Below are 20,485 nucleotides of genomic sequence, written 5' to 3'. Positions count from 1 at the left end.
CACGCCAGAGGAGTCCGAGTGAGCAGTACGGGAGCGAGCGCGGGAGCCATCCACCGGCTCGTCGTCTTCGGGGACGTCGTCGGCTCCGGACGCCTCGGCATGGACGAGAAGCGCCTGACCAGAGCCGCCGTGTACGAGGCGTTCGGCGAGGCGTACGCCTCGGTCGGCATCGAGCCCGGCACCGTCCACCAGGAGGACCGCGGCGACGGGATCCTCGCCGCGCTGCGCCCGGACGTCCCGCCGACCCTCATGGTCGGCCGCTGGATCGACACCCTCTACGAGTGCCTGCGCGAGCACAACACGGGCCGCCGCAGGCCGCTCAGGATGCGGGTCGGCATGAACGCGGGCCTGGTCCTCGACGACGGGCACGGCCTCGTCGGCCGGGCCGTGGACCTGGCCTGCAGGCTCTGCGACAGCGCCCGCGCCAAGCGGATCATGACGGAAGCGCCGGACGTCGACCTGCTGATCGTGGTCTCCGACTGGCTCTACCGCAACGTGGTCGTCGAGGGCGGCCGCTATGTGGAGCCCTCGCACTACCGGCGGGCCGCCGTGGTCTCCAAGGAGACCGACGAGGACGCCTGGTTCCACGTGCCGCGGCGCCCGGAGCCGCCGATGGAGCCGGGCACGGGCGGTGACGACGAGACCGGCGGTGGGCCGTCGCGGGGGGACGGCTCACCGCCTCGAACGGGTCCCGTGGGCGGCGGCAGCCGCACGTACAAGGCGGGGCGGGACATGCAGCTCATCCAAGGCTCCACGATCAACGGCGGGTTCACCGGCATCCGCCACGACAACACGAGCGCCGGCAAGCGCGACGGCAAGGCCCACGGCAAGGGGGACCCGGCGTGAGCGACGACGACCTCGACCACGGCGGCGCGGGCGCCGACTCCCCGAGCGGGACGCCCGCCGCCGAAGACAGGGCCGAGAAGGGCGACAAGGGCGACAAGGGGAGCGAGAAGAGCGCCGACAAGGGCGGCGACAAGGGGGCCGACAAGAACGCCGAAGCCTCCGAGCAGCCCCAGGCCAACCCCTTCGAGCGGGCCGGCCGCGGTCCCCTCGGCGGGGCCGGGACCGGCGGCGCGGGCACCGCGCGCGCCGCCGTGCGCACCCTCGTACGCGAGGCGGGGGACCGGCACACCACCATCGGCCGGGACGCGACGATCCACGAAGGGGACCTCTACAACAACTTCTGGCTCGGCGACCGCCCCCACTTCGTCCAGGGACCCGTGCCGCGCGAGACCCTGGACCACCTCGACGACGTGTACTGCGAGACCGCCGGCTACCAGCGCATGAAGGACCGGCTGCGCGCCCGCCGCGTCCTGGTGCTGTGCGGCGAGCCGGGCAGCGGGCGCAAGACCACCGCGCTCGCGCTGCTCTCCGAGGTCGCCAAGGGGCAGGTCTTCCGGCTCGACCCGCGGCACGGCGCCGACGAGATCCGCGCCGAGAACCTCCAGCCGGCCGCCGGGCACCTCATCGAGATCCTCGCCGAGGACATGCGCACCGAGGCCGAGCCCCGCCACTCCCGCGGCGCGGGCGCCGAACCGGCCCCGCGGCCCCCCGTGCGCCTCTCCGAACTGCACCTCGACCGGCTCGCCGACCTCCTCGGCGGGGTCGACGGCTACGGCGTGCTCGTCGTCGAGAGCGGCGACCTCGCCGACCGGCTGCTGCGCGGACGGTACGGGACGTACTGCGCGCCGCCGCCCGCCGAGGAGGTCCTCCACCGCCACCTGCGCCAGCTGCTGCGCGGCGAGCCCGAGGAGGCGACGGCCGCCGCCCGCGCCCTCGCCGCCCGGTCCGACGTGGTCGCCGCCCTGGGCCTCGAGGAGCTCCGCCCGCGCGAGGCCGCCCGGCTCGCCGACCACCTGGCCCGCCGCCAGCGCGAGGAGCTCACCGACGAGCAACTCCTGGAGGACTGCGCCGCGTTCGTACGGGCGCAGGCCCGCGAGTGGTTCGCCGGCGCCGACCGGCCCGGCACCCTGCCCGAGGCGCTGCCGGTCCTGAACGCCACCGCGTTCCGGATCGCCGTGGCCGTCTTCAACGGCTCCGCGTACAGCATCGCGGCCGAGGCCGCCGAGCTCCTCGCCTGGGAGCTGGCCGTCACCCTCGATCCCGACCGGCCCGCCGGACGGCGCCTGTTCGGCACCCACGCCGAGCACCGCCCGGTCCTCGCCCGCTCCGTCCTGGAGGACACCGAGCTCGACCTGGGCCCCGCGAAGGTGCCCGCGCGGGCGGTACGTTTCCAGGGCGACGCACTCGCCACCGCGGTCCTCTCCGAGGTCTGGCACGGATACCACAACGTCCGCGGCCCGGTGGCCCGCTGGCTCCGCTCGCTGTGCGACGACCCTCGGCCCGAGGTGTGGGTGCGGGCCTCCATCGCGGCCGGGGTGCTCTGCTCCTGGGACTGGATCCACGGCTACGGCGAGCTCGTCGCCCCCCTGGCCGTACGCGAGGAACCCGTCGCGCGGATGGCGGCCGCGACCGCGCTCGCCGAGGCCGCCCGCGACCCGCGCGTCCGGCCCGCCGTCGCGGCCACCGTCAAGGACTGGGCGGCCTCCGACGACCCCGAGCTCATGGAGACCGCGCTGCTCACCCACGGCTATGTGCTGGCCGCCGGCGGCATCGGCGGCTCGCTCGACGCCATCGCCCGGGTGGTGAGGACCCACGAGCCCGACGACGTCGAGCTGCTCGTGCCGGCCACCTTCAGCGTCGCCCGGCTGCTCGCCTCCGGCGACCCCGAGCCGGTGCTGCGACGCCTCGAACGCTGGCTCGCCGACGGACGCCTCAACCTGTCCAACCTCGTGCACATCACCGTGATCACGACCCTGACCACCCGCACGACCCACCTGTGGGGCCTGCGCGACGTGCCCGAACTCGACGAGCACGCGAGCCGCCCCCTCCTCGTCGCGCTGCTCGCCACCCGGCCGGACCTCGGGCCCGCGCTCGGCGCCCTGCTGCGCCGCACCCTGAACACCGCGCGCGCCGGCGAGGCCGCGCTCGACGGCCTCGGCAGCCTGCTGCGCCGCGCCGCCAAGGACGGGACGGCCCTCGGGCTCGTCTGCGGGCTGCTGCCGCTGCTCGCCGTCGAGCGCCGGGACCGCGACCGGCTCCGCGGCCTGCTCAACGAGCTCGTACGGGACCGGGACCGACCCCTGGACAAGAGCGCGGCGCGTCGCATGTGGGACGCCGTCGCGGAAGGAGCGAAGCGATGAGCGGTCCCGAACAGGGCGGAGCCCAGGGTGCGGCCCCGGGCCGGGCACAGGGCGGACGCGACCAGGGCGGACAGCGGCAGGGCACCTCGAACCAGGCCCGGCAGCGGGCCGGAGCGGGCGGCCAGAACGGGGCCGGCCGGGCGTCCGGCAAGGGAGCCAAGGGGCCGCTCGGGCCGCTGATCCGCGAGGTCCCGCCCCCGTACCGGCGCACCAGCGGTCTCATCGCCGCCGTCCTGCTCTACCGCAACGGCGGACACCGGATCGTCTGGCCCGACCGGCACGAGGACAACGACAAACCCCTGCTGCGCGCCCCGTACACCGTCTTCGAGGTGCAACTCGGCCAGAACGTCACCGAGTTCTCCCTCAAGCTGCCGGCCGCCGGCGACGGGGCCTCCTTCAACGTGCGGGTCCGGGTCAAATGGACCGTCGAGGATCCGTACCGCGTGGTGAAGGAGCAGGTGTGGAACGTCGCCGAGCTGCTCCACGACGACCTGCTCGACGGACTGCGCTCGCTCTCCCGCCGCTTCCGGCTCACCGAGGCCCAGCGGGCCGACGAGGCCGTGCGCGACGAGCTGGGCACCGGACGGCTCGTGCTCGGCCGGGAGATCGGCCTGCGCACCCAGGTCTACGTGTTCTTCGACCTGGACGAGCAGATCCGCAAGGAGGTCGCCCGCGCGGACACGGTCGAGGTGACCAGCCGCGCCGACGCGCGCGAGGCCGAGGCCGAGCTGCGCAAGGAGGAGTGGGAGCGCCGGCGGATCGCCGCGCGGGCCGCGGACCTGGAGGCGATGTTCCGGCGCGGCGACCTCGCGCAGATCGCCCACCACATGGCCAAGAACCCCGACCACGAGTGGGAGATCCGCACCCAGCTCCAGCGCGAGAAGCGGGAGGGCCAGGCCGACCTGCTCGCCGTCTTCAACCGGCTCCTGGACTCCGGGGTGCTCGAACGCCACGAGGTCGACGAGCAGGCGTACCAGATCCTCCAGCACCTGCGCAGCAGCACGGGCACGATCCTCGGCGGCGTCGCCGAGCGGGTCCTCGACACCGGCCGGGCGCCCGGCCGCCGGGCCCTGGAGCGGGCCGCGGGCCCGGAGCCGACCGCGCCCAACTGGGAGGAGGACGAGGCGCCGCAGGCCCCGCCGGACCCGCGCGTGTACGAACCCACCCGCGTCCAGGCGTCGTTCGAACGGGACCGCGACGGCGACCGCGACCGCGACGGCGGCCGTGACCGTGACCGGGGCCGCGGCGGCGACCGGGGCCGGGGCCGCGGTCGGGGCCCGGACCGCGACCGGGACGAGAGCGGCAGCCCCGACTGGGACGAGAGCGGCAGCCCCGGCTGGGACCGCAACGACGACGCCCGGGAGAACGGCCGGGACGGCAAGAGCCGCGACGACGGCCACGACACCTACGACGCCCGCGACACCTACGACGCCCGCGACGCTTACGACGCCCGCGACGCTTACGACGCCCGCGACGCTTACGACCCCCGCGACTCCCGCGACGCTTATGACGCCCGCGACTCCTCGCGCCCCGGCCCCCGGCCCGCCCGCCCGAGCGCGGACTTCGACGACTGGGACGACGAATGACCGCCGCCCCGCCCCCGGGCGCCGTGCCGGACACGGGCCCCGCCCCGGGCGCCGGGCCCGGCCCCGCCGAGCTGCGCGGGATGGCCGAGCAGCTGCTGACGACCGTCCGCGAGGACATCGGCAGGGCGGACACCAAGGCGGCGATCCTGCTGTCCGGGGCGCTCGCCTTCCTCGCGGTCGTCTTCTCCCGCGACCGCGGCCCGGTGCCGGCCGGCACCGGGCTCGCCCTGCTGGTCGCGGCCGGCCTGCTGTGGACCGCGGGCGTCCTGATGCTGGTCTCCGTCGTCCTGCCGCGCACGCGCTTCGGAGCCGAGCGCACCCTGCTGCGCGAGCTCACGGCCGGCACCACCGCCGGCGCCCTGCGGGCCCGTCTCCAGGGCTCCGGCACGGACGTCACCGGCTGGCTCCTCGAACAGGCGAGCGTCCACGGGGTGGTGCTCGCCGCCAAGTACCGATGGCTACGGCTCGGTGTCGCGTCCCTCGTGCTCGGCGCCCTCCTGGCCCTCCTCAGCGAACTGTGGTGAGTTGACCATGCACTGGAGACACCCGAGGGGCGTCCTGCTCCTCGCCGGGGCGCTGCTCGCCCTGTCCGGCCCGTTCGGCGGCCCCGCCGCCGCGGCGCCGGGCGCGGCCGTGCCCCTGACGACGGCCTCCGGCGCCGCCGACGGGCCCGACCCGATCGACTTCGCCGTCGTGGTCGACCAGTCGGCGAGCCTCGCCGACGAGGACCTGGTCCGCGAGACCGAGGCCGCCGCCCTGCTCAGCCAGGGCGAGATATCCGACCGGTCCCGCGCCACCGTCATCGGCTTCGGCAGCTCGGAGAAGGCCGGACAGGCACCGGTGCGCGACGTGTGTCCGCTCACCACCGTGGACGAGGCCGGCCGCCGGCACCTCAGCGACTGCGTCCAGGGGCTCTCCCGGCGCGACAGCGCCCTGATGGGCCCCGGCACCGACTTCCCCGCGGCGATCCGCCAGGCCGTCTCCCGGCTCACCGAGGACGGCGCCGCCGCGACGGCGGACCCGAAGGCCCCGCGCACGCCCAAGGTGGTCTTCCTCCTCACCGACGGGAAGCTCGACGTCGGCGACAGCCCCGAGTACGGCACCGACCCGGCCAGCCGCCAGGCCAACGGCGCCAAGCGGCTCGACGAGGAACTCGCCCGCGCCCGCGCCGCCGGCGTCCAGATCTGGCCGCTCGGCTTCGGCAAGGGCATCGACCGGGCCGCGCTCACCGCGATGGCCGAGAGCGGCTACCGGGGCGCCTGCTCCGACGTGCCCGGCTCCATGCCCCGGATGCGGGAGGCCGGCTCCTCCGCCGAGATCGACAAGGCGCTCCAGGAGACCTTCGCCGCCGCCCGCTGCGCCCGGGTCGCCGAGGGCACCGTCGGCAGGCCGCCCGCCGACCTGTTCGTCACCATCCCGCCCATCGCCACCGACGGCTCCCTCACCGTCAGCAAGCACGACCCGAAGGTGCGCGTCACCTACTTCGACCCGGCCGGCCGCAAGGTGCCCACCCACGGGGAGTTCGAGGACTCCTCCTTCGAGGTCAGCGGCGAGGACGGGCCCGTGGAGGCGCTGCGGGTGAAGAACCCGCTGCCGGGCCGCTGGCGCGTCCACATCGAGGCGCCCGAGGGGCACCGCGACCGCGAGGTCGCCGTCCGGGCCATCTGGCAGGGCCGGCTGCGCTCCGTCCTCACCCTCGACCCGGCCGCCCCACGGGCCGGCCAGCGGACCGTCGTCGAGGTGCGGATGCAGACCCGACGCGGGGTCGTCATCACCGACCCGCGCCAGCTGGCGGGGATCGGGGTCGCCGTGGAGCTGACCGGCGACGGCTTCGCGCCGCTGACCGCGCGCCTCGCCGACGACGGCAGGGCCCCCGACCGCACGGCCGGGGACGTCCGGTTCACCGGCACGCTCACCGTCCCGGGCACCGCCGCCGGGCGTCTGAAGCTCGTCGCCCGGATGTCCGCGCCGGGCGTCACCTCCGACGAGCGCCCGTTCCACACGGTGACCACCGTCGGCACGCCGGACGTCACCGCCGGACTCTCCGTGGACCGCGTGACCGTCCACCCCGGCCAGCAGGTGCACGGCACCCTGTCGGTCACCAACAACGGCACCGGCCCGCACACCCTGCGCCTCAGCCTGGGCGACGGCACGCAGACCGCGGGACCGGCGGCCGACGGCGCGGCGGCCGAGGGGGCCGCGGCCGACGGCGCGGCGAGCGGCAAGCCCGGCACGGCGGAGCTCGGGATCTCCCCGGCGACGGTCGTCGCACCGCCGGGCCGACGTACCAACGTGCCCTTCACCGTCACGGTCGGCAAGGGCACCCCGCTCGGCGAACTCGCCGGCCAGGTGGCCGTCGTGGACACCGCCGACCCCGGCCGGCCACTCGACACCGCCTTCCTGGAGGTCGAGGTCACCCCGTGGCCCACCTGGTGGGACAAGTGGCTGAGGTACGTCATCGGCGGCGCGGTCCTGCTCGCGCTCCTCGCGGCCGTCGCCGGGGTCCGGCTCGCGGCCCGGCGCCGCCGCCGCGACCTCGCCGGCACCCGGCTCGAACTCCGCAGGGACGGAAGGGTCCTCGACAACCTCACCATCCGCCCCGGGCAGAGCGCGGGCGGCGAGTACCTCTTCACCGTCGACGAGGTGCGCGGCGCCGCCCCCACCCTGCGCCGGACCCGCGGCAGTGCCGCCGCCGCCCACCGGCTGCGCAGGAACGGCTCGGGTGAGCTGCTGCTGCGGCTGCACCGGGGCCGCGAGGAGCCCGTACGGCCGGGGGAGCCCGTCGCCGTCGACGACTGCGAACTCGTCGTGCAGGGCACCCGCACCCCCGCCCGCACCGCACGCGCCCGCCTCTCCGCCATCCCCCGGGCCCGCCGCGGCGGCGCCGGCACCCGCACCCGCAGGCGCCCCGGTGCCGGCGGCGCCGACGGGGGAGCGGGCGCCGGGGACACCACCTGGCCGCCCGGACCCGCGCCCGACACCGACACCGGCACCAGCGGCACCTGGAACCGGGACTTCTGACCCGCCCCAGCGACACCACCGACCGAACCACGGGGTCCTCAGGGTCCTTCAGGGAGAAGACATGAAGATCTACCAGCCCATGCTGTTCGTCGGGCTCGGCGGCACCGGCGGACGCATCGGCAGCGAGCTGGAACGCAGCCTGCGCCGCGAGCTGTGCGGGCCCGACGGCACCGAACTCGTCGACGGAGGCAGGCGGCTGCCCTTCCAGCTGCCCGACTGCCTGCAGTTCGTGTACGCCGACTTCAGCGAGGCCGAGCTGCTGCGCCAGCCGCAGTTCCGCGCCAAGGGGGCCGAGGGCGCCGCCTACGCCCGTACCTCCCGCATGGTCCGCGACCTCCTGCCCACCGACTACGACTCCTCCCCCGAGGTCACCCGCATGCTGCGGGTCGCCCTGCACGAGGAGACCCGGCTCTGGCTCCCGCCGCAGGCCCGCCAGCCCCGCGTGGCGCCCCTGCACAACGGCGCGGGGCAGCTCCCCACCGTCGGCCGCGCCGCCCTCTTCGCGACCATGCGCTCCGGCCTCGAACCCGTCCTGCGGCAACTGCGCGAGGCCATCGGCGCCATCGGCAACTCGGCCGGCGACCTCCAGCGGGTCGGCGGCGGCCGGATCCGCGGCTGCGACGTCTTCGTCGCCTTCTCCGTCGCCGGCGGCACCGGCGCCGGGATCTTCTACGACTTCATCCATCTCATCGGGCACGAGTTCCGCCGCTCCAAGGTCCCCGGCGTCAAGATCTACCCGCTGGTCGTCATGCCCTCGGCCTTCCCGCCCGAGGCGGGCGGCGGACGCGAGGCCGAACTCAACTCCGCCCGCGCCCTCGTGGACATCTCCCGGCTCGTCGACGACCAGAACGTGCCCGACGCCCTCGACGAGGTCGGCGACGTCGAACAGCGCGGCCGGATCAGCGTCCACTACCCCGGCGACGGGGTGGTCGCGCTGCGCCCCTCCACCGTGCAGACCGCCTTCCTCTTCTCCAAGCCGGCCGTCATCGGCACCGAGGACCTGCGCCGCTCCATCACCGCCATGGTCATGTCCCTCATCGGCACCGAGCTCAGCGAGGACAGCGGCGCCGCGAGCCGCGCCGAGGACGACTACCAGTCCTTCGCCGCCAGCTTCATCAACAAGAGCGTCGAGCGGTCCACCCCCGCCCGCACCGGCATCGGCTACCGCGGCATGTCCACCAGCCTCGCCGCCTCCCTGACCGTGCCCGTCGACGACCTCGCAGAGATCGTCGCCGCCCGGCTGCTCGCCCAGGCCGTCCGCGGCCTCGGCGAGAGGGCGCGGCGCGGCGGCCGCGAGGACAGGGAGCTCGTCCAGGAGATGTTCAACCGCTCCGGCATCGGGCGCCTGTGGACCCGCGAGGCACCCGACGTGCCCGCACCCGAGCAGCTCCCCAAGGGCAGCCGGGCCATCACCCAGGCCCTGCGCGACCGGCTCGGCGACATGGAGGACTCGCTGCGCCGCCTGGAGGCCGAGCTCGCCCGCGAGGTCCCCCGGCTCACCGAGGACTTCAAACCCGGCACCGCGGCCCGCGAACTGCTCGGCGTCATCAGCCCGTTCCGCCTGGAGGCGATCCTCAACGGACTGCCGGGACACCCCGACCGGGTCGCCGCCGTCGGCTTCACCGGCATGCTCGACAACCGGCGCAACGATCCCGAACGGCCCCCGGACATCCAGGTCTCCGCGCCCGTCATCCCGCACATCAGGCGCAGCGCCGGCGGCCTCGTCCCGGCCCGCTGGAGCGACCCCGACGTGCAGGAGGCGCTCGCCCGCCAGGAGGCCTGGTACCAGTGGCGGGCCCGCGCCCTGTGGCACCGGGCCTGGAAGGCCGGCGACTCCCAGTGGCGCCCCCCGCTGCTGCGGATCCTCGGCGAGCTCGGCGAGCTCGCCAAGGTGCTGCGCGCCCACGAGCAGGACGAGGGCAAGCAGTTCGCCGACCGCCGGCGCGAGCTCTACCGCGACGACCGCACCGGCATCTCCTATCTGCTGCCGCCGCAGAACAGCCTGCGCGCGTTCTACGACGACGTGCTCGACCGGCTCGTCCAGAGCGAGGCCCTGCCGGAGAACACCGACGCCGCCGGGCTGCTCGAACGCCTGATCCGGCCCGAGGACTGGCGCCGCGCCCTCGACGCCGTGCGCCGCTCGCCCGGCGCCGCCGTCAAGGAGATCAAGCAGGTCGTCGAGCGGCGGGTCAAGCGCCTGTTCGGCGAGGCCAACGACGACCGCTTCGACCGCCCGCTGCTGCCCTCGATGGAACTGCTGCTGCGCGCCGCGGCCGGCGACGAGTCCGCCGAGTCCCGGGTGGACGCCCGCTGGCTCGGGCAGTTCCGCTCGGCGCTCGCCGGACTGCTCCCGGTCGGCTTCACCCCGGACGGCGGCGGCCCGCTGAAGATCCTCATCGTCCACCCGGCGAGCGAGTCCGACAGCCGGGCCATGGAGTACCTGCGACAGGAGCTCAACCTGCCGCCGCGCGCCACCCAGGAGTACCGGGCGGTCGACACCGACTCCATCACCGTCGTCCTCTTCCGCAGCGGAATGAACCTCACGGACATCTCCGAGGTCCGCGGCGTCCTCAACCTCTGGGCCGAGGCACGCGACTCGGCGGGCCAGGACGACTTCCTGCACTGGCGCCAGCGCCTCGGCTACCAGGACGACTGGCTGGTCTCCACCGAGGACGACCGGCAGCGGATCCTGCACCGCCTGCTGAACGCCATGTGGAACGGACACATCCAAGTCGAGGGCCACCCCGACTCGCCCGACCTGGTCCGCATCCGCCTCCAGGAAGGCGAGTCCGCGACCATGTCGCTGCGCCTGGAGGGCTTCGACGGCTCCCTGTCCAGCTGGGCCGGGCTGCTGCGCGCCTACGAGCGGTGGGCGCTGCTCGACGAGGGGCAGATCATCGAGGAGTTCTGCGAGCGGCTCATGCGCGCCCTGCCCAAGGGCCTCGCCCACACCCCGGCGGGCCCCGCCCCGCTCTTCGTCCACTTCGTGGAGGAGGTCGCCCCGCGCCAGCTGGTCCTCCTCGAGGAGCTGGCCGCGGAGTACGGGTTCGAGGACGCCGAATGGCTGGCGCCGCTGCGGCACTTCTGGACGGTGACCTACCCGGGCGCGCTCGACATGCGCTTCTCCGGGGCGGGCCGGGCCACCCGGCCCAACCTGCGGGCCCTGTTCGAGCGCCACGCACCGGGCCGGGCCCCCGAGCCGCCGGCACCGCGGGGCCTCCGGGCGCCCCGGGCCTCCGATCCGCCGGCGTCCGACCGGTATGCGGACGGCGATCGGTACGGGAGTGCCGACGGGTACGGGAGTGCCGACGGGCACGGGGATGCCGACGGCTACGCGGACGGCGGCCGGCGACGGTACGGGGAATCCGAGCCGGGCGCCGGGTCCGCACCCTCGCGCCGGCCCGAGCCCGAGGAGGGCGGCTACCCCTGGGACCTGGACGGTGAGGAGGAGTGAAGAACCGCACCACCCTGGACCAGCCGGTGCCGGGGCACGCCGTCCTGGTCGACCTGCGGGCCGGCGCGTACGCCCCCCGGCACGCCGACGCCGACGCCGAAGCGGCCGTCCACCGGGCGCTCGACACGCCCCAGCCCGACGGTGAACGGCGCTTCCTCGTCGTCGACGACGCCGACCGGCTCGTCGCCCACCAGCTCCTCTACGAGCGCCTGTCCTCCTACGGCCCCGCGCAGATCGTCTGCCTGGCCATCGGCGCGCCGGGGGAACGGACCCTGCGCCGGTCCCTCACCCTGGGGCCGCCCGCCGCCGGGGTGCTGTGGCTGCTCGACGACTTCCGGGGCGCCGGCGCGGGCGCCCTGCGGCCGCTCGTGGACGTGCTGGCCACCCCCGAGGTCTTCGACGCCGTGCTCGGCCGCCTCGGCCGGATCGTGTACGGCGTCGCCGTCCCCTCCGTGCGCGTCCTGGAGCACGACCTGACCGACGAGGCCCGGGAGCGGGCCTGGCGGCAGGCGCTGGAGGCGCTCACCGGACCGGACGTCCCCACGCCCGCCTCCATCGGCCAGGTCCCGGGCGAACTCGCCCTGCTGCTGGACGAGTCGGTGCCGCGCTCGCTCGCCGGGCACGCCTGGCTGCCCGGCAACGGGCGGGCCGGGTCCCAGCTGAGCGCCTGCGAGGACGCCCTCGACGAGGTGATCGAGGACCACGCCCGGGTGCGCGGCCCGGCGGGCCTGTTCGGCCCGGCGGGCCGCGACACCGACCTGCCGGGCGGCATCGAACACCTCGGTCAGGCCCTCGCCCGGTTCCGGACCACCGTCGCCGACACCTTCGCCATCGCCGGCAGCACCCGGCCGACCGTCGAGGAGCGCGGTCTGCTGCGCGACCGGGGCGTCCAACTCCCGGAGATGCCGCGGGAGATCACCCGCACCGGCATCGTGCCGGCGCTGCGCGACCACACCCACGAGCTGATCGGCCGCCGGCTGCCGCTGCGCTCGGTCGCCGCCCGGCTCACTGCCCTCGCGGCCCGCACCGCGCCGGCCGGCAGCGCCGCCCGGCTCGCCCGGCTCGACGCGATCTGCGGCCCCGTGCAGATGGACCGGCTGACCGCGCAGTACCCCTTCCTCGCCGGCGGCTCGCGGCCGCTCGCCGCCCTGGTGACCGGTGTGCTCGCCGCCCTGGGAGGGTTGTGGGCGGGCGCCGGCTGGGTGCTCGGTCCCGCCGTGGGCGTGCTCGCCGCCTCCCTGGCCCTGCTCATGCTGCGCCGCCGCCCCAACCGCTCGCCCGACGGACGCCTCGACGGCGGGGCCAGTACGGGCTCGGGTCCCCGCCTCTTCGGCGGCCTCGTCGGCGGCCTCGCCGGCGCGGGGGCCGGCTCCTACCTCGCCCTGCCGCTCTGGGTCGGCGCCCTGGCCTTCGCCCTCGCCGTCACCGTCGTGCTGCTGCTCGCGCTGCGCGACTGGACCCGGGGCGTGGACGACTGGTGGGACCGGGCGGATCCCGAGGGCGCGGGCCGGATCCTGAAGGAGATCCAGGCCCTGCTCGTCACCACCGCCGTCCACGACTGGCTCTTCGCCGACGTGCGCCACCACTGCTCGGACGGTGCCGGCGCGGTCGCCCGGCTCCTGAAGGGCCTGGCGGCGACCGCGGAGGCGTCCGGCGGGCAGGCGGACCCGTCCCCGTACGCGGGTGCGCCGCGCACCAGGGAGGCGGGCGGCACGGTGCCGCCGCCCCGGCGGGCCGAGCAGAACGGCTGGGACTGGGACGACGCGGACGACGACGGCGACTACGGCTCCTGGGCGGGCGGCAGCCCGGCCGGTGGCGCGTCGGCCGCCGGCACGCCCGCGGGCGGCGGAGCCTCCGGCGAGTCCTGGGCCGGAACCGGGTCCTCCGGCGACACGTGGTCCGGCCCCATGTGGTCGGACGACACGGCGACCGGCGACACGTGGTCGGGCGACACGAGGGCCGCCCCGGGCCCCCGCGCCCCCGGCCCCCACGGCCCGGGCCCCCATCCCGCAGGCGCCACCCCGCGCCGCGGCGCGCCCGCCCCCGCCGCGCAGGCTCCGGCGGAGGCCCCCGCCCCCAAGTGGCTGGAACGGCGCTACGGCGACGGCGGCCCGGCGCTCGTCGACACGCTTTCCGGTGATCTCTTCGACGGGGTCGTGGCCCTGCTCGACACCTGCTGGGCGGGGATCGAGCGCGATCCCGGCAACGCGGGCCGGGTCCCGCTCGACGAGCCGATGAACGCGCTGCTCGACGAGACCAGGACCCGCCTGGAGCGCGACGCCGCCGCCTCCCCGCCGCCCGGCCGCGAACGGGGCGACCGGCCCGACGCTGCCCGGCTCACGGGGGTCTCCCCGGACGCGGTGGCCCGGCTGATCGCCGCCGACGACGACCCGCGGCTCACCGTCCCGCTGTGCGGGCCCGAGCACCTGCGGCTGCTCTCGCACGAGCGCACCGCACGACGGGTGCGGTTCGTGCCCGAGACCATGCGGCGCGGGGCGACCGGCGACGACATCTGGTGGGGCGCCGTCGAGGACGTGGTGTGGACGGACTCCGGCCGGCACGCGGGCGTCCTGCGTCTCGTGCCGCTGCGCAAGGACGTCGTGCGCACCGTGAGGGAAGAGGAGGGCGGAGCGCCATGACGGAGGCGGAGTCCGCACCGGGCCAGGGGCCCCAGGAGGAGCTGGAGTTCCTCACCCACCAGGAGGAGTCGATCCGGGTCGCCGTGCACCCGGGGGAGGAGCGCAGGGCGCCCGGCCGGGCCGGCCTGACGATGCGGCACCTCACCATGAGCGCCGGCTGGCCGGTCGTCCAGTACCGGCTGCCGCGCGCCGCGCAGGGCGACCCCCGCGCGTACGCCCTGCTCGAACGGGAGGTCGCCGCGGCCATAGCGGTCGAACGGCGTTACGGAGGGGAGAAGTTCGCCGAGCTCTTCACCCGGATCATCGGCTTCGACCTCGACTGCGCCGAGCCCTTCGTGCTCTACCGCGCCTCTCCCGGCACCCCGCTCGCCGACTGCCTGCCCCGCCTCGGCGGCGAGGAGCAGGTGAAGATAGTCGGCCAGCTCGCCGTCGCCGTACGCCTGCTCGGCGAGGCGGGACTCGTGCACCGGGCCATCGCCCCCGAGACCGTCCGCTGGGGCGGCGGCCACATCCGGCTGTCCGAGCCCTACGCGGCGCTGCGCGCGGGCGAGCCGCGCGAGTCCTTCGGCAGCGCCCCCTGGGCCTCGCCCGAGCAGCGCGGGGGGCGCGGCGCCGCCGACACCCGCGACGACCTGTGGTCGCTCGGCCGGATCGCCTACTACCTGTCCTCCGGCCACCCGGGCCCGCCCGGGGTGACCGACCGCGCCGACGGCCCGCCCGCCGACCTCGGCGAGTACCGGCGGCTCACCGCGCTCGCGCAGAGCGGCCTGTTCGCCGCTGCCGCGGACGCCCGGCCGTCCCCCGCCGCGCTGCTGCGACTGCTCCGGATGCCCGACCCGCTGGCCCGGTCCGTCGACGACGCCGACCCGCTCGACCGCGGCCGGGAGCGCTACGACGCCGAAGTCGCCCGCAAGCAGGCCTCCTTGAGGGAGGCGCGGGAGTACGGGGAGCAGGCGCGCGCACCGCGCGAACCGGCGCCGCCGCGCCGCCGCTTCCCCCGGTTCCTCCGCGAGGAGCAGGACCGGACGCCGCCCTACCCGCCGGACCGCGCGGAACCGCCGGAACCGCCGGGACCACCCGGGCGGATGTGCCCGTACTGCCTGCGGATCGTCCACTACGACGAGAACCTGCTCGTCACCATCGACAACAAGGGCAACCGCAACCCGCTGGTCCTCAGCAGAGACCTCAGCCAGGCCCACATCAGGGACGCCCTGCGCAGCGCGTACCACCTGTGCCCGCACCCCGCCGACGGGGACGAGGCGCACGAGCTGCCCGTCCCGTACCTCACCAACGGCGAGCCGCTGTCCATCGCCTTCGTCGGCAGCTCCGCCGTCGGCAAGACCCATCTGATGGCCGCGATGCTCGGTGAGGTGGAACTCGGCGGCCTGGAGCCGTACGGTCTGAAGGCGCTGCCCCTCAACCCCGACGCGCACCGCGCCTATCTGCGCGAACGGGTGCAGAACCTGCAGCAGGGGCGGCAGCTCGGCCGGACCGGGCAGCAGTCCTTCGCCCACTTCTCCGACGGCCTGCTCGTCGCCGCGCCCGGCCGCACCCCGCGCCCGGTGGTCTTCTTCGACCTCGCGGGCGAGGACCTCGTCCAGGACGGCGAGGTGACCCGCTTCCTGATGGGCGTGGACGCCTTCGTGTTCGTCGTCGACCCGCTGCGCGCCCTGCGCATGACGTCGCTCGACCCCGCGCGCGAGCGGTACGGGCTGCCGCGCCGCGACCTCGGCGACGAGGCGTTCACCACCGTCCTCAACCGGCTGGAGCGGCGGGACGGGTTCGTCCCCGCGCCGGCCGCGATCGCCCTCAACAAGAGCGACCTGATGCGCTTCGAACCGGCCGTCGACCGGTGGCTCGGGCGGGCGCTGCCCGAGCGGTACGACGAGGGTCAGGAGCGGGCGGAGAGCCGGGACGCCTACGCCTTCCTGTACCACCACGCCAGCCCGGCCTGGCTCCGCCCCTTCGACGACCACGCGCACTGCACCCTGCACTTCGTGGCCGCCACCGGCGGCCAGGCACGGGGCGACCGCTTTCCGCACGGGGCCAGGCCGCGGCGGGTCCTGGCGCCGCTGCTGTCCGTGTTCGCCGCGTGCGGGCTGCTTCGAGGGAGAGGCTGATGGAGCGAAACCCCGACGAGATCGACCAGATCGTCTTCCGCTGGGACAGCGAGAACGTCTCCGGCACGACCGGGTTCGGCCCCGTCGCCTGGTCGGGTGCGCGCGAGGACGCGGAGGGGTTGTTCCAGGGCGCCGGAGCGCTGCTGCGGGCCAGCGGGGACGAGACCAGGCCCGCGCTGATCCGGCTGCAGCGCCGCGGCGGCGAGGCGGTGCTGATCCGCCGCCTGCCCTGGACCGACCCCGGCGGCGGGGCGTCCACCATCTGCCACGCCCTCGTCGGCTCCCCGGAGGTCCTGGGGGCCGGCACCTGCCTGGGTCTGCACGCCTGGACCTGGTCGGGCGCCGACCTGCCGCTCGCCCGGGTGCGGGGGGCGCTGCCGACGGTGTGGGAGGAGGCGCTGCTGGAGGCGGTGGGCCGGGGGCAGGCGGAGCTCGACGCGCGGCTGCCCGGCGTCGTGGACGAACTCGTCGGCGTCATGGCCGAGTTGCTGCGCCGCCCGGACGACCGCTTCACGCTCCTGGACGAAACGGGCGACACCTCGCTGCCGGTCCTGTGGGGGCTGCACAGCATCTTCGGGAGCGTCTACCGCCGCTGGACCTTCGCCACCCACGACACGGCCGAACTCCCGGCGCTGCGCTTCGTGTTCGTCAGCCGCTGGACGGGCGCCGCCTCCCGCAACACCGACCGCCGCCGCGCCGATCCCCTGGAACGGCTCGGCGACGCGGCGGAGTCGGTGGCGGCCCGGCTGGTCGAGCACCACCTGCGGGGCCTGGAGGAGGGCGACAACCGCGAGTTCGCGGTGGACGCCACTCTCCGCCAGTGCCACAGCACGCCTCGTACGCCGCTGCTGACCGCGGCCCAGGCAGCCGTCGCCCAGCTGGACCGCCGCTTCCCGGCCCGCCCGGTGTCCCGCCGCCCGGCGGAGGAGGACCGCACCACGGCGGCGCCACCCGGGCCGAGCCCGACGGAGCCCGCCCGCCGGGAGCTGCCCCGCACGGAGCCGCCGCGCCCCGACCCGACCCGCGCCGACCCGCCCCGCACCGACCCGCCCCCGACGGAGCCGCCGCGCACGGAGGCGCCCCGGGTCGATCCGCCCCGGACCGAGCCCTCCCGGTCGGTGCCGCCCTCGCCCACCCCCGTACCGCCCCTCCCCAAGGACCGCCCCGCCCGCCCCGCGGCGGACCCCACCGCCTCGCCCTGGGCCGGGCCCGCGAAGCCGGGGCGCAGGCTGCGGCGGCGCAGGGGGCCGGCCCCGAAGGAAGGCGGGCTCGGCGCACGGCTCGACCAGGCGGCCAACGTCGGGGAGGCGCAGGCCGCCGCACGCGAGGCGGCCGACTCCGACCTGCTCGCGGTGCTCCGCGACCGGCGCCTGCCGTACCGTCTCGCCACGGTCCTGGTCCAGGAGATCGCGCGCCGGATCCCCGCCTGGAACCGCGCGCTCCGCCACGAGCTGCGCGATCTCGTCCTCGGCGAGGCGTACTTCGTGTACCGCTCGCACCCCGCCGACCGCGTCGAGCCGGCCGAGCGCGCCGCCGACGCAGCCGCCCTGCACCGCTGGGCCGTGCGCCCGGTGCTCGGCACCGGCCGGGGCGGCAGCGGCGGCCGGAACGCCGAGCGGGCGGTCGCCGACCTGGCGGAGCTGCTCGCCCGCTTCCGCACCAGTCCGCACCCGGCCGCCCGGGGCACGTTCCTGAAGCTCGTGCGGGACGAGCGGTCGGGGGTGCCCGAGTCCGTCCTGCGCAGTCTGGTCCTCGGCGGCCAGAAGGCCGCCGAGCGGGACCACCCGCCGGACCCGCCACCACCACGGCGGGCCGCCCCGGCGCCCGCCGAACCCGTGGCGACCCGCCCCGCCGAGCCCCCGTCCCCGGCCCCGGCCCCGGCCCCGCCCCGGCAGGAGCGGTCCAAGGACGGCATGGTCGTCGTCTCCGTCCTGGGCGCGGTGCTCGTCCTGCTCCTCATCGTCATCTTCGCGTCGTTCCTGACGCGCTGAGTACCACGCGCGAGCCGTCCCGCTACGTCAGGATGGGCCCATGGGATTCCATGTCGATTCCGAGACCGGGCGGCTGCGCCGCGTCATCCTGCACCGCCCCGATCTGGAGCTGAAGCGGCTCACCCCGACCAACAAGGACGCCCTCCTCTTCGACGACGTGCTGTGGGTGCGCCGTGCCCGTCAGGAGCACGACGGGTTCGCCGACGTCCTGCGCGACCGGGGCGTCGAGGTGCACCTCTTCGGGGACCTCCTGCGGGAGGCCCTGGAGGTCCCGGCGGCGCGCACGCTCGTGCTGGACCGGGTCTTCTACGAGAAGGAGTACGGCCCGCTCGCCACCGACCACCTGCGCTCGGCCTTCGACTCCCTGGAGACCGCCGACCTGGTGGAGGCGCTGATCGGCGGGATGACGAAGCGGGAGTTCCTGGCCGGCCACCGCGAGCCGACCTCGGTCCGGTTCCACGCGCTGGACCTGGACGACTTCGTCCTCGGTCCGCTGCCCAACCACATCTTCACCCGGGACACCTCCGCGTGGATCTACGACGGGGTGTCGATCAACGCGATGCGCTGGCCGGCCCGGCAGCGCGAGACCGTCCACTTCGAGGCGATCTACAAGCACCACCCGCTCTTCACCGGCCAGGAGGCCGGGAACTTCCACCACTGGTCCCAGGGCCAGGCCGACTACCCGTCGACGATCGAGGGCGGCGACGTCCTCGTCATCGGCAACGGCGCGGTCCTCATCGGCATGAGCGAGCGCACCACCCCGCAGGCCGTCGAGATGCTGGCCCGCGGTCTGTTCGCGGCGGGCTCGGCGCGCACGATCATCGCCCTCGACATGCCGAAGCGCCGGGCGTTCATGCACCTGGACACGGTGATGACGATGGTGGACCAGGACACCTTCACCCAGTACGCGGGGCTCGGCATGCTCCGCTCCTACACCATCGAGCCGGGCGACGAGGGCCAGTCCCTGCGGGTGACCGACCATCCGCCGGAGCAGATGCACAGCGCCATCGCCGCCGCGCTCGGCCTGCAGGACATCCGGGTGCTGACGGCGACCCAGGACGTCCACGCGGCGGAGCGCGAGCAGTGGGACGACGGGTGCAACGTGCTGGCGGTGGAGCCGGGCGTGGTCGTGGCGTACGAGCGGAACGTCACGACCAACACGCATCTGCGCAAGCAGGGCATCGAGGTGATCGAGATCCCGGGCAGCGAGCTGGGCCGGGGGAGGGGCGGTCCGCGCTGTATGAGCTGCCCGGTGGAGCGGGACGCCGTGTAACGCGCGCCGCGGGGGCGCGGGCGGAGGCGGAGGCGGGGGCGGAGGCGGGGCGGGACCAGGGGGGCTGTATAAGAATTCTGGTTTACGTATAGACTTCCAGGGTCTCGTCCCCCCTCGACGTCCCGACCCGTCCCGACCGTACCCAGGAGCACCCATGGCCACCGACCTCTCCGGCCGCCACTTCCTCAAGGAGCTGGACTTCACCGCCGAGGAGTTCCACGGCCTGATCGCGCTCGCCGCCGAGCTCAAGGCGGCCAAGAAGGCCGGCGCCGAGGTCCAGCGGCTGCGGGGCAGGAACATCGCCCTGATCTTCGAGAAGACCTCGACCCGCACCCGGTGCGCCTTCGAGGTCGCCGCCGCCGACCAGGGTGCCTCGACCACCTACCTCGACCCCGCGGGCTCCCAGGTGGGGCACAAGGAGTCGGTCAAGGACACCGCCCGGGTGCTCGGCCGGATGTTCGACGGGATCCAGTACCGGGGCGACAGCCAGGCCGCCGTCGAGGAGCTGGCCGCCTACGCCGGCGTGCCCGTCTTCAACGGGCTCACCGACGACTGGCACCCCACCCAGATGCTCGCCGACGTGCTCACCATGACCGAGCACAGCGACAAGCCGCTGACCGACATGGCCTTCGCCTACCTCGGCGACGCCCGCTTCAACATGGGCAACTCCTACCTCGTCACCGGCGCCCTGCTCGGCATGGACGTCCGGATCGTGGCCCCGAAGGCGTACTGGCCGACCGAGGCCTTCGTCGCCGAGGCCCGGCGGCTCGCCGAGGCGAGCGGGGCGCGGATCACGCTCACCGAGGACGTCGCCGAGGGTGTGCGCGGGGCCGACTTCGTCGCCACCGACGTATGGGTCTCGATGGGGGAGCCCAAGGAGGTCTGGGACGAGCGGATCGCCGCGCTCTCCCCGTACGCCGTGACCATGGACGTCCTGCGCGCCACCGGCAACCCCGACGTCAAGTTCCTGCACTGCCTGCCCGCCTTCCACGACCTCGGCACCGCCGTCGGCCGGGAGATCCACGCGCGGCACGGGCTCACCGAGCTGGAGGTCACCGACGAGGTCTTCGAGTCGGCGCACTCGGTCGTCTTCGACGAGGCGGAGAACCGGATGCACACCATCAAGGCCGTCATGGTGGCGACGATGGGCGACCCCGCCGCGTAGGGACTTCGGGGCGGTCGGCGCGCAGAGGTC

General features: G+C 75.4%; 11 protein-coding genes. All 11 read left to right on the top strand.

Annotated elements, in window-relative coordinates; all coding sequences use genetic code 11:
• The first annotated feature begins 18 nt into the window (after positions 1 to 18).
• The gene (locus tag ACH414_RS28585; RefSeq protein ID WP_382545577.1) at positions 19 to 846 is read left to right on the top strand and encodes a hypothetical protein; all 828 of its coding nucleotides are present in this window, start codon (positions 19 to 21) and stop codon (positions 844 to 846) included.
• A complete protein-coding gene (locus ACH414_RS28580; protein ID WP_382545580.1) occupies positions 843 to 3,206 on the top strand; it encodes a hypothetical protein in 2,364 nt (787 codons plus the stop codon). Before ACH414_RS28585 ends, ACH414_RS28580 begins: the two co-directional genes overlap by 4 nt.
• Positions 3,203 to 4,792, top strand: a complete 1,590-nt coding sequence (locus tag ACH414_RS28575) for a hypothetical protein (RefSeq protein ID WP_398943917.1) — start codon at positions 3,203 to 3,205, stop codon at positions 4,790 to 4,792. Before ACH414_RS28580 ends, ACH414_RS28575 begins: the two co-directional genes overlap by 4 nt.
• Positions 4,789 to 5,316, top strand: a complete 528-nt coding sequence (locus tag ACH414_RS28570; protein WP_382545585.1) for a Pycsar system effector family protein — start codon at positions 4,789 to 4,791, stop codon at positions 5,314 to 5,316. Before ACH414_RS28575 ends, ACH414_RS28570 begins: the two co-directional genes overlap by 4 nt.
• A 7-nt stretch (positions 5,317 to 5,323) precedes the next feature.
• Positions 5,324 to 7,813 (top strand): VWA domain-containing protein, encoded by a 2,490-nt coding sequence (locus tag ACH414_RS28565; RefSeq protein WP_398943914.1) that lies wholly within the window; start codon positions 5,324 to 5,326, stop codon positions 7,811 to 7,813.
• 61 nt (positions 7,814 to 7,874) lie between these two features.
• Positions 7,875 to 11,267, top strand: coding sequence for a tubulin-like doman-containing protein (locus tag ACH414_RS28560; RefSeq protein WP_398943912.1), 3,393 nt, complete (start codon positions 7,875 to 7,877; stop codon positions 11,265 to 11,267).
• A complete protein-coding gene (locus ACH414_RS28555) occupies positions 11,264 to 13,906 on the top strand; it encodes a hypothetical protein (protein ID WP_391770021.1) in 2,643 nt (880 codons plus the stop codon). Before ACH414_RS28560 ends, ACH414_RS28555 begins: the two co-directional genes overlap by 4 nt.
• Positions 13,903 to 16,026 carry a hypothetical protein gene (locus tag ACH414_RS28550; RefSeq protein ID WP_386567309.1) on the top strand — a complete coding sequence of 708 codons (2,124 nt, stop codon included), beginning with the start codon at positions 13,903 to 13,905 and terminating at the stop codon, positions 16,024 to 16,026. Before ACH414_RS28555 ends, ACH414_RS28550 begins: the two co-directional genes overlap by 4 nt.
• Positions 16,026 to 18,017: a hypothetical protein gene (locus ACH414_RS28545; RefSeq protein ID WP_398943911.1), complete on the top strand. Its 1,992-nt coding sequence runs from the start codon at positions 16,026 to 16,028 to the stop codon at positions 18,015 to 18,017. The genes ACH414_RS28550 and ACH414_RS28545 overlap by 1 nt, the downstream gene beginning before the upstream one ends.
• Before the next feature lie 40 nt (positions 18,018 to 18,057).
• Positions 18,058 to 19,290: an arginine deiminase gene (locus ACH414_RS28540; RefSeq protein WP_382545602.1), complete on the top strand. Its 1,233-nt coding sequence runs from the start codon at positions 18,058 to 18,060 to the stop codon at positions 19,288 to 19,290.
• Positions 19,291 to 19,444: 154 nt separating this feature from the next.
• Complete coding sequence (argF, locus tag ACH414_RS28535; protein WP_382545605.1) at positions 19,445 to 20,455, top strand: ornithine carbamoyltransferase; 1,011 nt, start codon at positions 19,445 to 19,447, stop codon at positions 20,453 to 20,455.
• Positions 20,456 to 20,485 lie beyond the last annotated feature (30 nt).

Origin of the sequence: Streptomyces sp. NPDC020422 (assembly GCF_044386705.1) — a bacterium.
GTDB lineage: Bacteria > Actinomycetota > Actinomycetes > Streptomycetales > Streptomycetaceae > Streptomyces.
The sequence above is the reverse complement of the archived record's forward strand: the minus strand, read 5'-3'. Positions and strand labels throughout refer to the sequence as shown.

Bases quoted from the DNA above. Each gene is read 5' to 3' on its own strand.
- ACH414_RS28565 (WP_398943914.1), top strand. From the start codon at position 5,324: ATGCACTGGAGACACCCGAGGGGCGTCCTGCTCCTCGCCGGGGCGCTG.
- ACH414_RS28575 (WP_398943917.1), top strand. From the start codon at position 3,203: ATGAGCGGTCCCGAACAGGGCGGAGCCCAGGGTGCGGCCCCGGGCCGG.
- ACH414_RS28570 (WP_382545585.1), top strand. From the start codon at position 4,789: ATGACCGCCGCCCCGCCCCCGGGCGCCGTGCCGGACACGGGCCCCGCC.
- argF (WP_382545605.1), top strand. From the start codon at position 19,445: ATGGCCACCGACCTCTCCGGCCGCCACTTCCTCAAGGAGCTGGACTTC.
- ACH414_RS28540 (WP_382545602.1), top strand. From the start codon at position 18,058: ATGGGATTCCATGTCGATTCCGAGACCGGGCGGCTGCGCCGCGTCATC.
- ACH414_RS28550 (WP_386567309.1), top strand. From the start codon at position 13,903: ATGACGGAGGCGGAGTCCGCACCGGGCCAGGGGCCCCAGGAGGAGCTG.
- ACH414_RS28560 (WP_398943912.1), top strand. From the start codon at position 7,875: ATGAAGATCTACCAGCCCATGCTGTTCGTCGGGCTCGGCGGCACCGGC.
- ACH414_RS28545 (WP_398943911.1), top strand. From the start codon at position 16,026: ATGGAGCGAAACCCCGACGAGATCGACCAGATCGTCTTCCGCTGGGAC.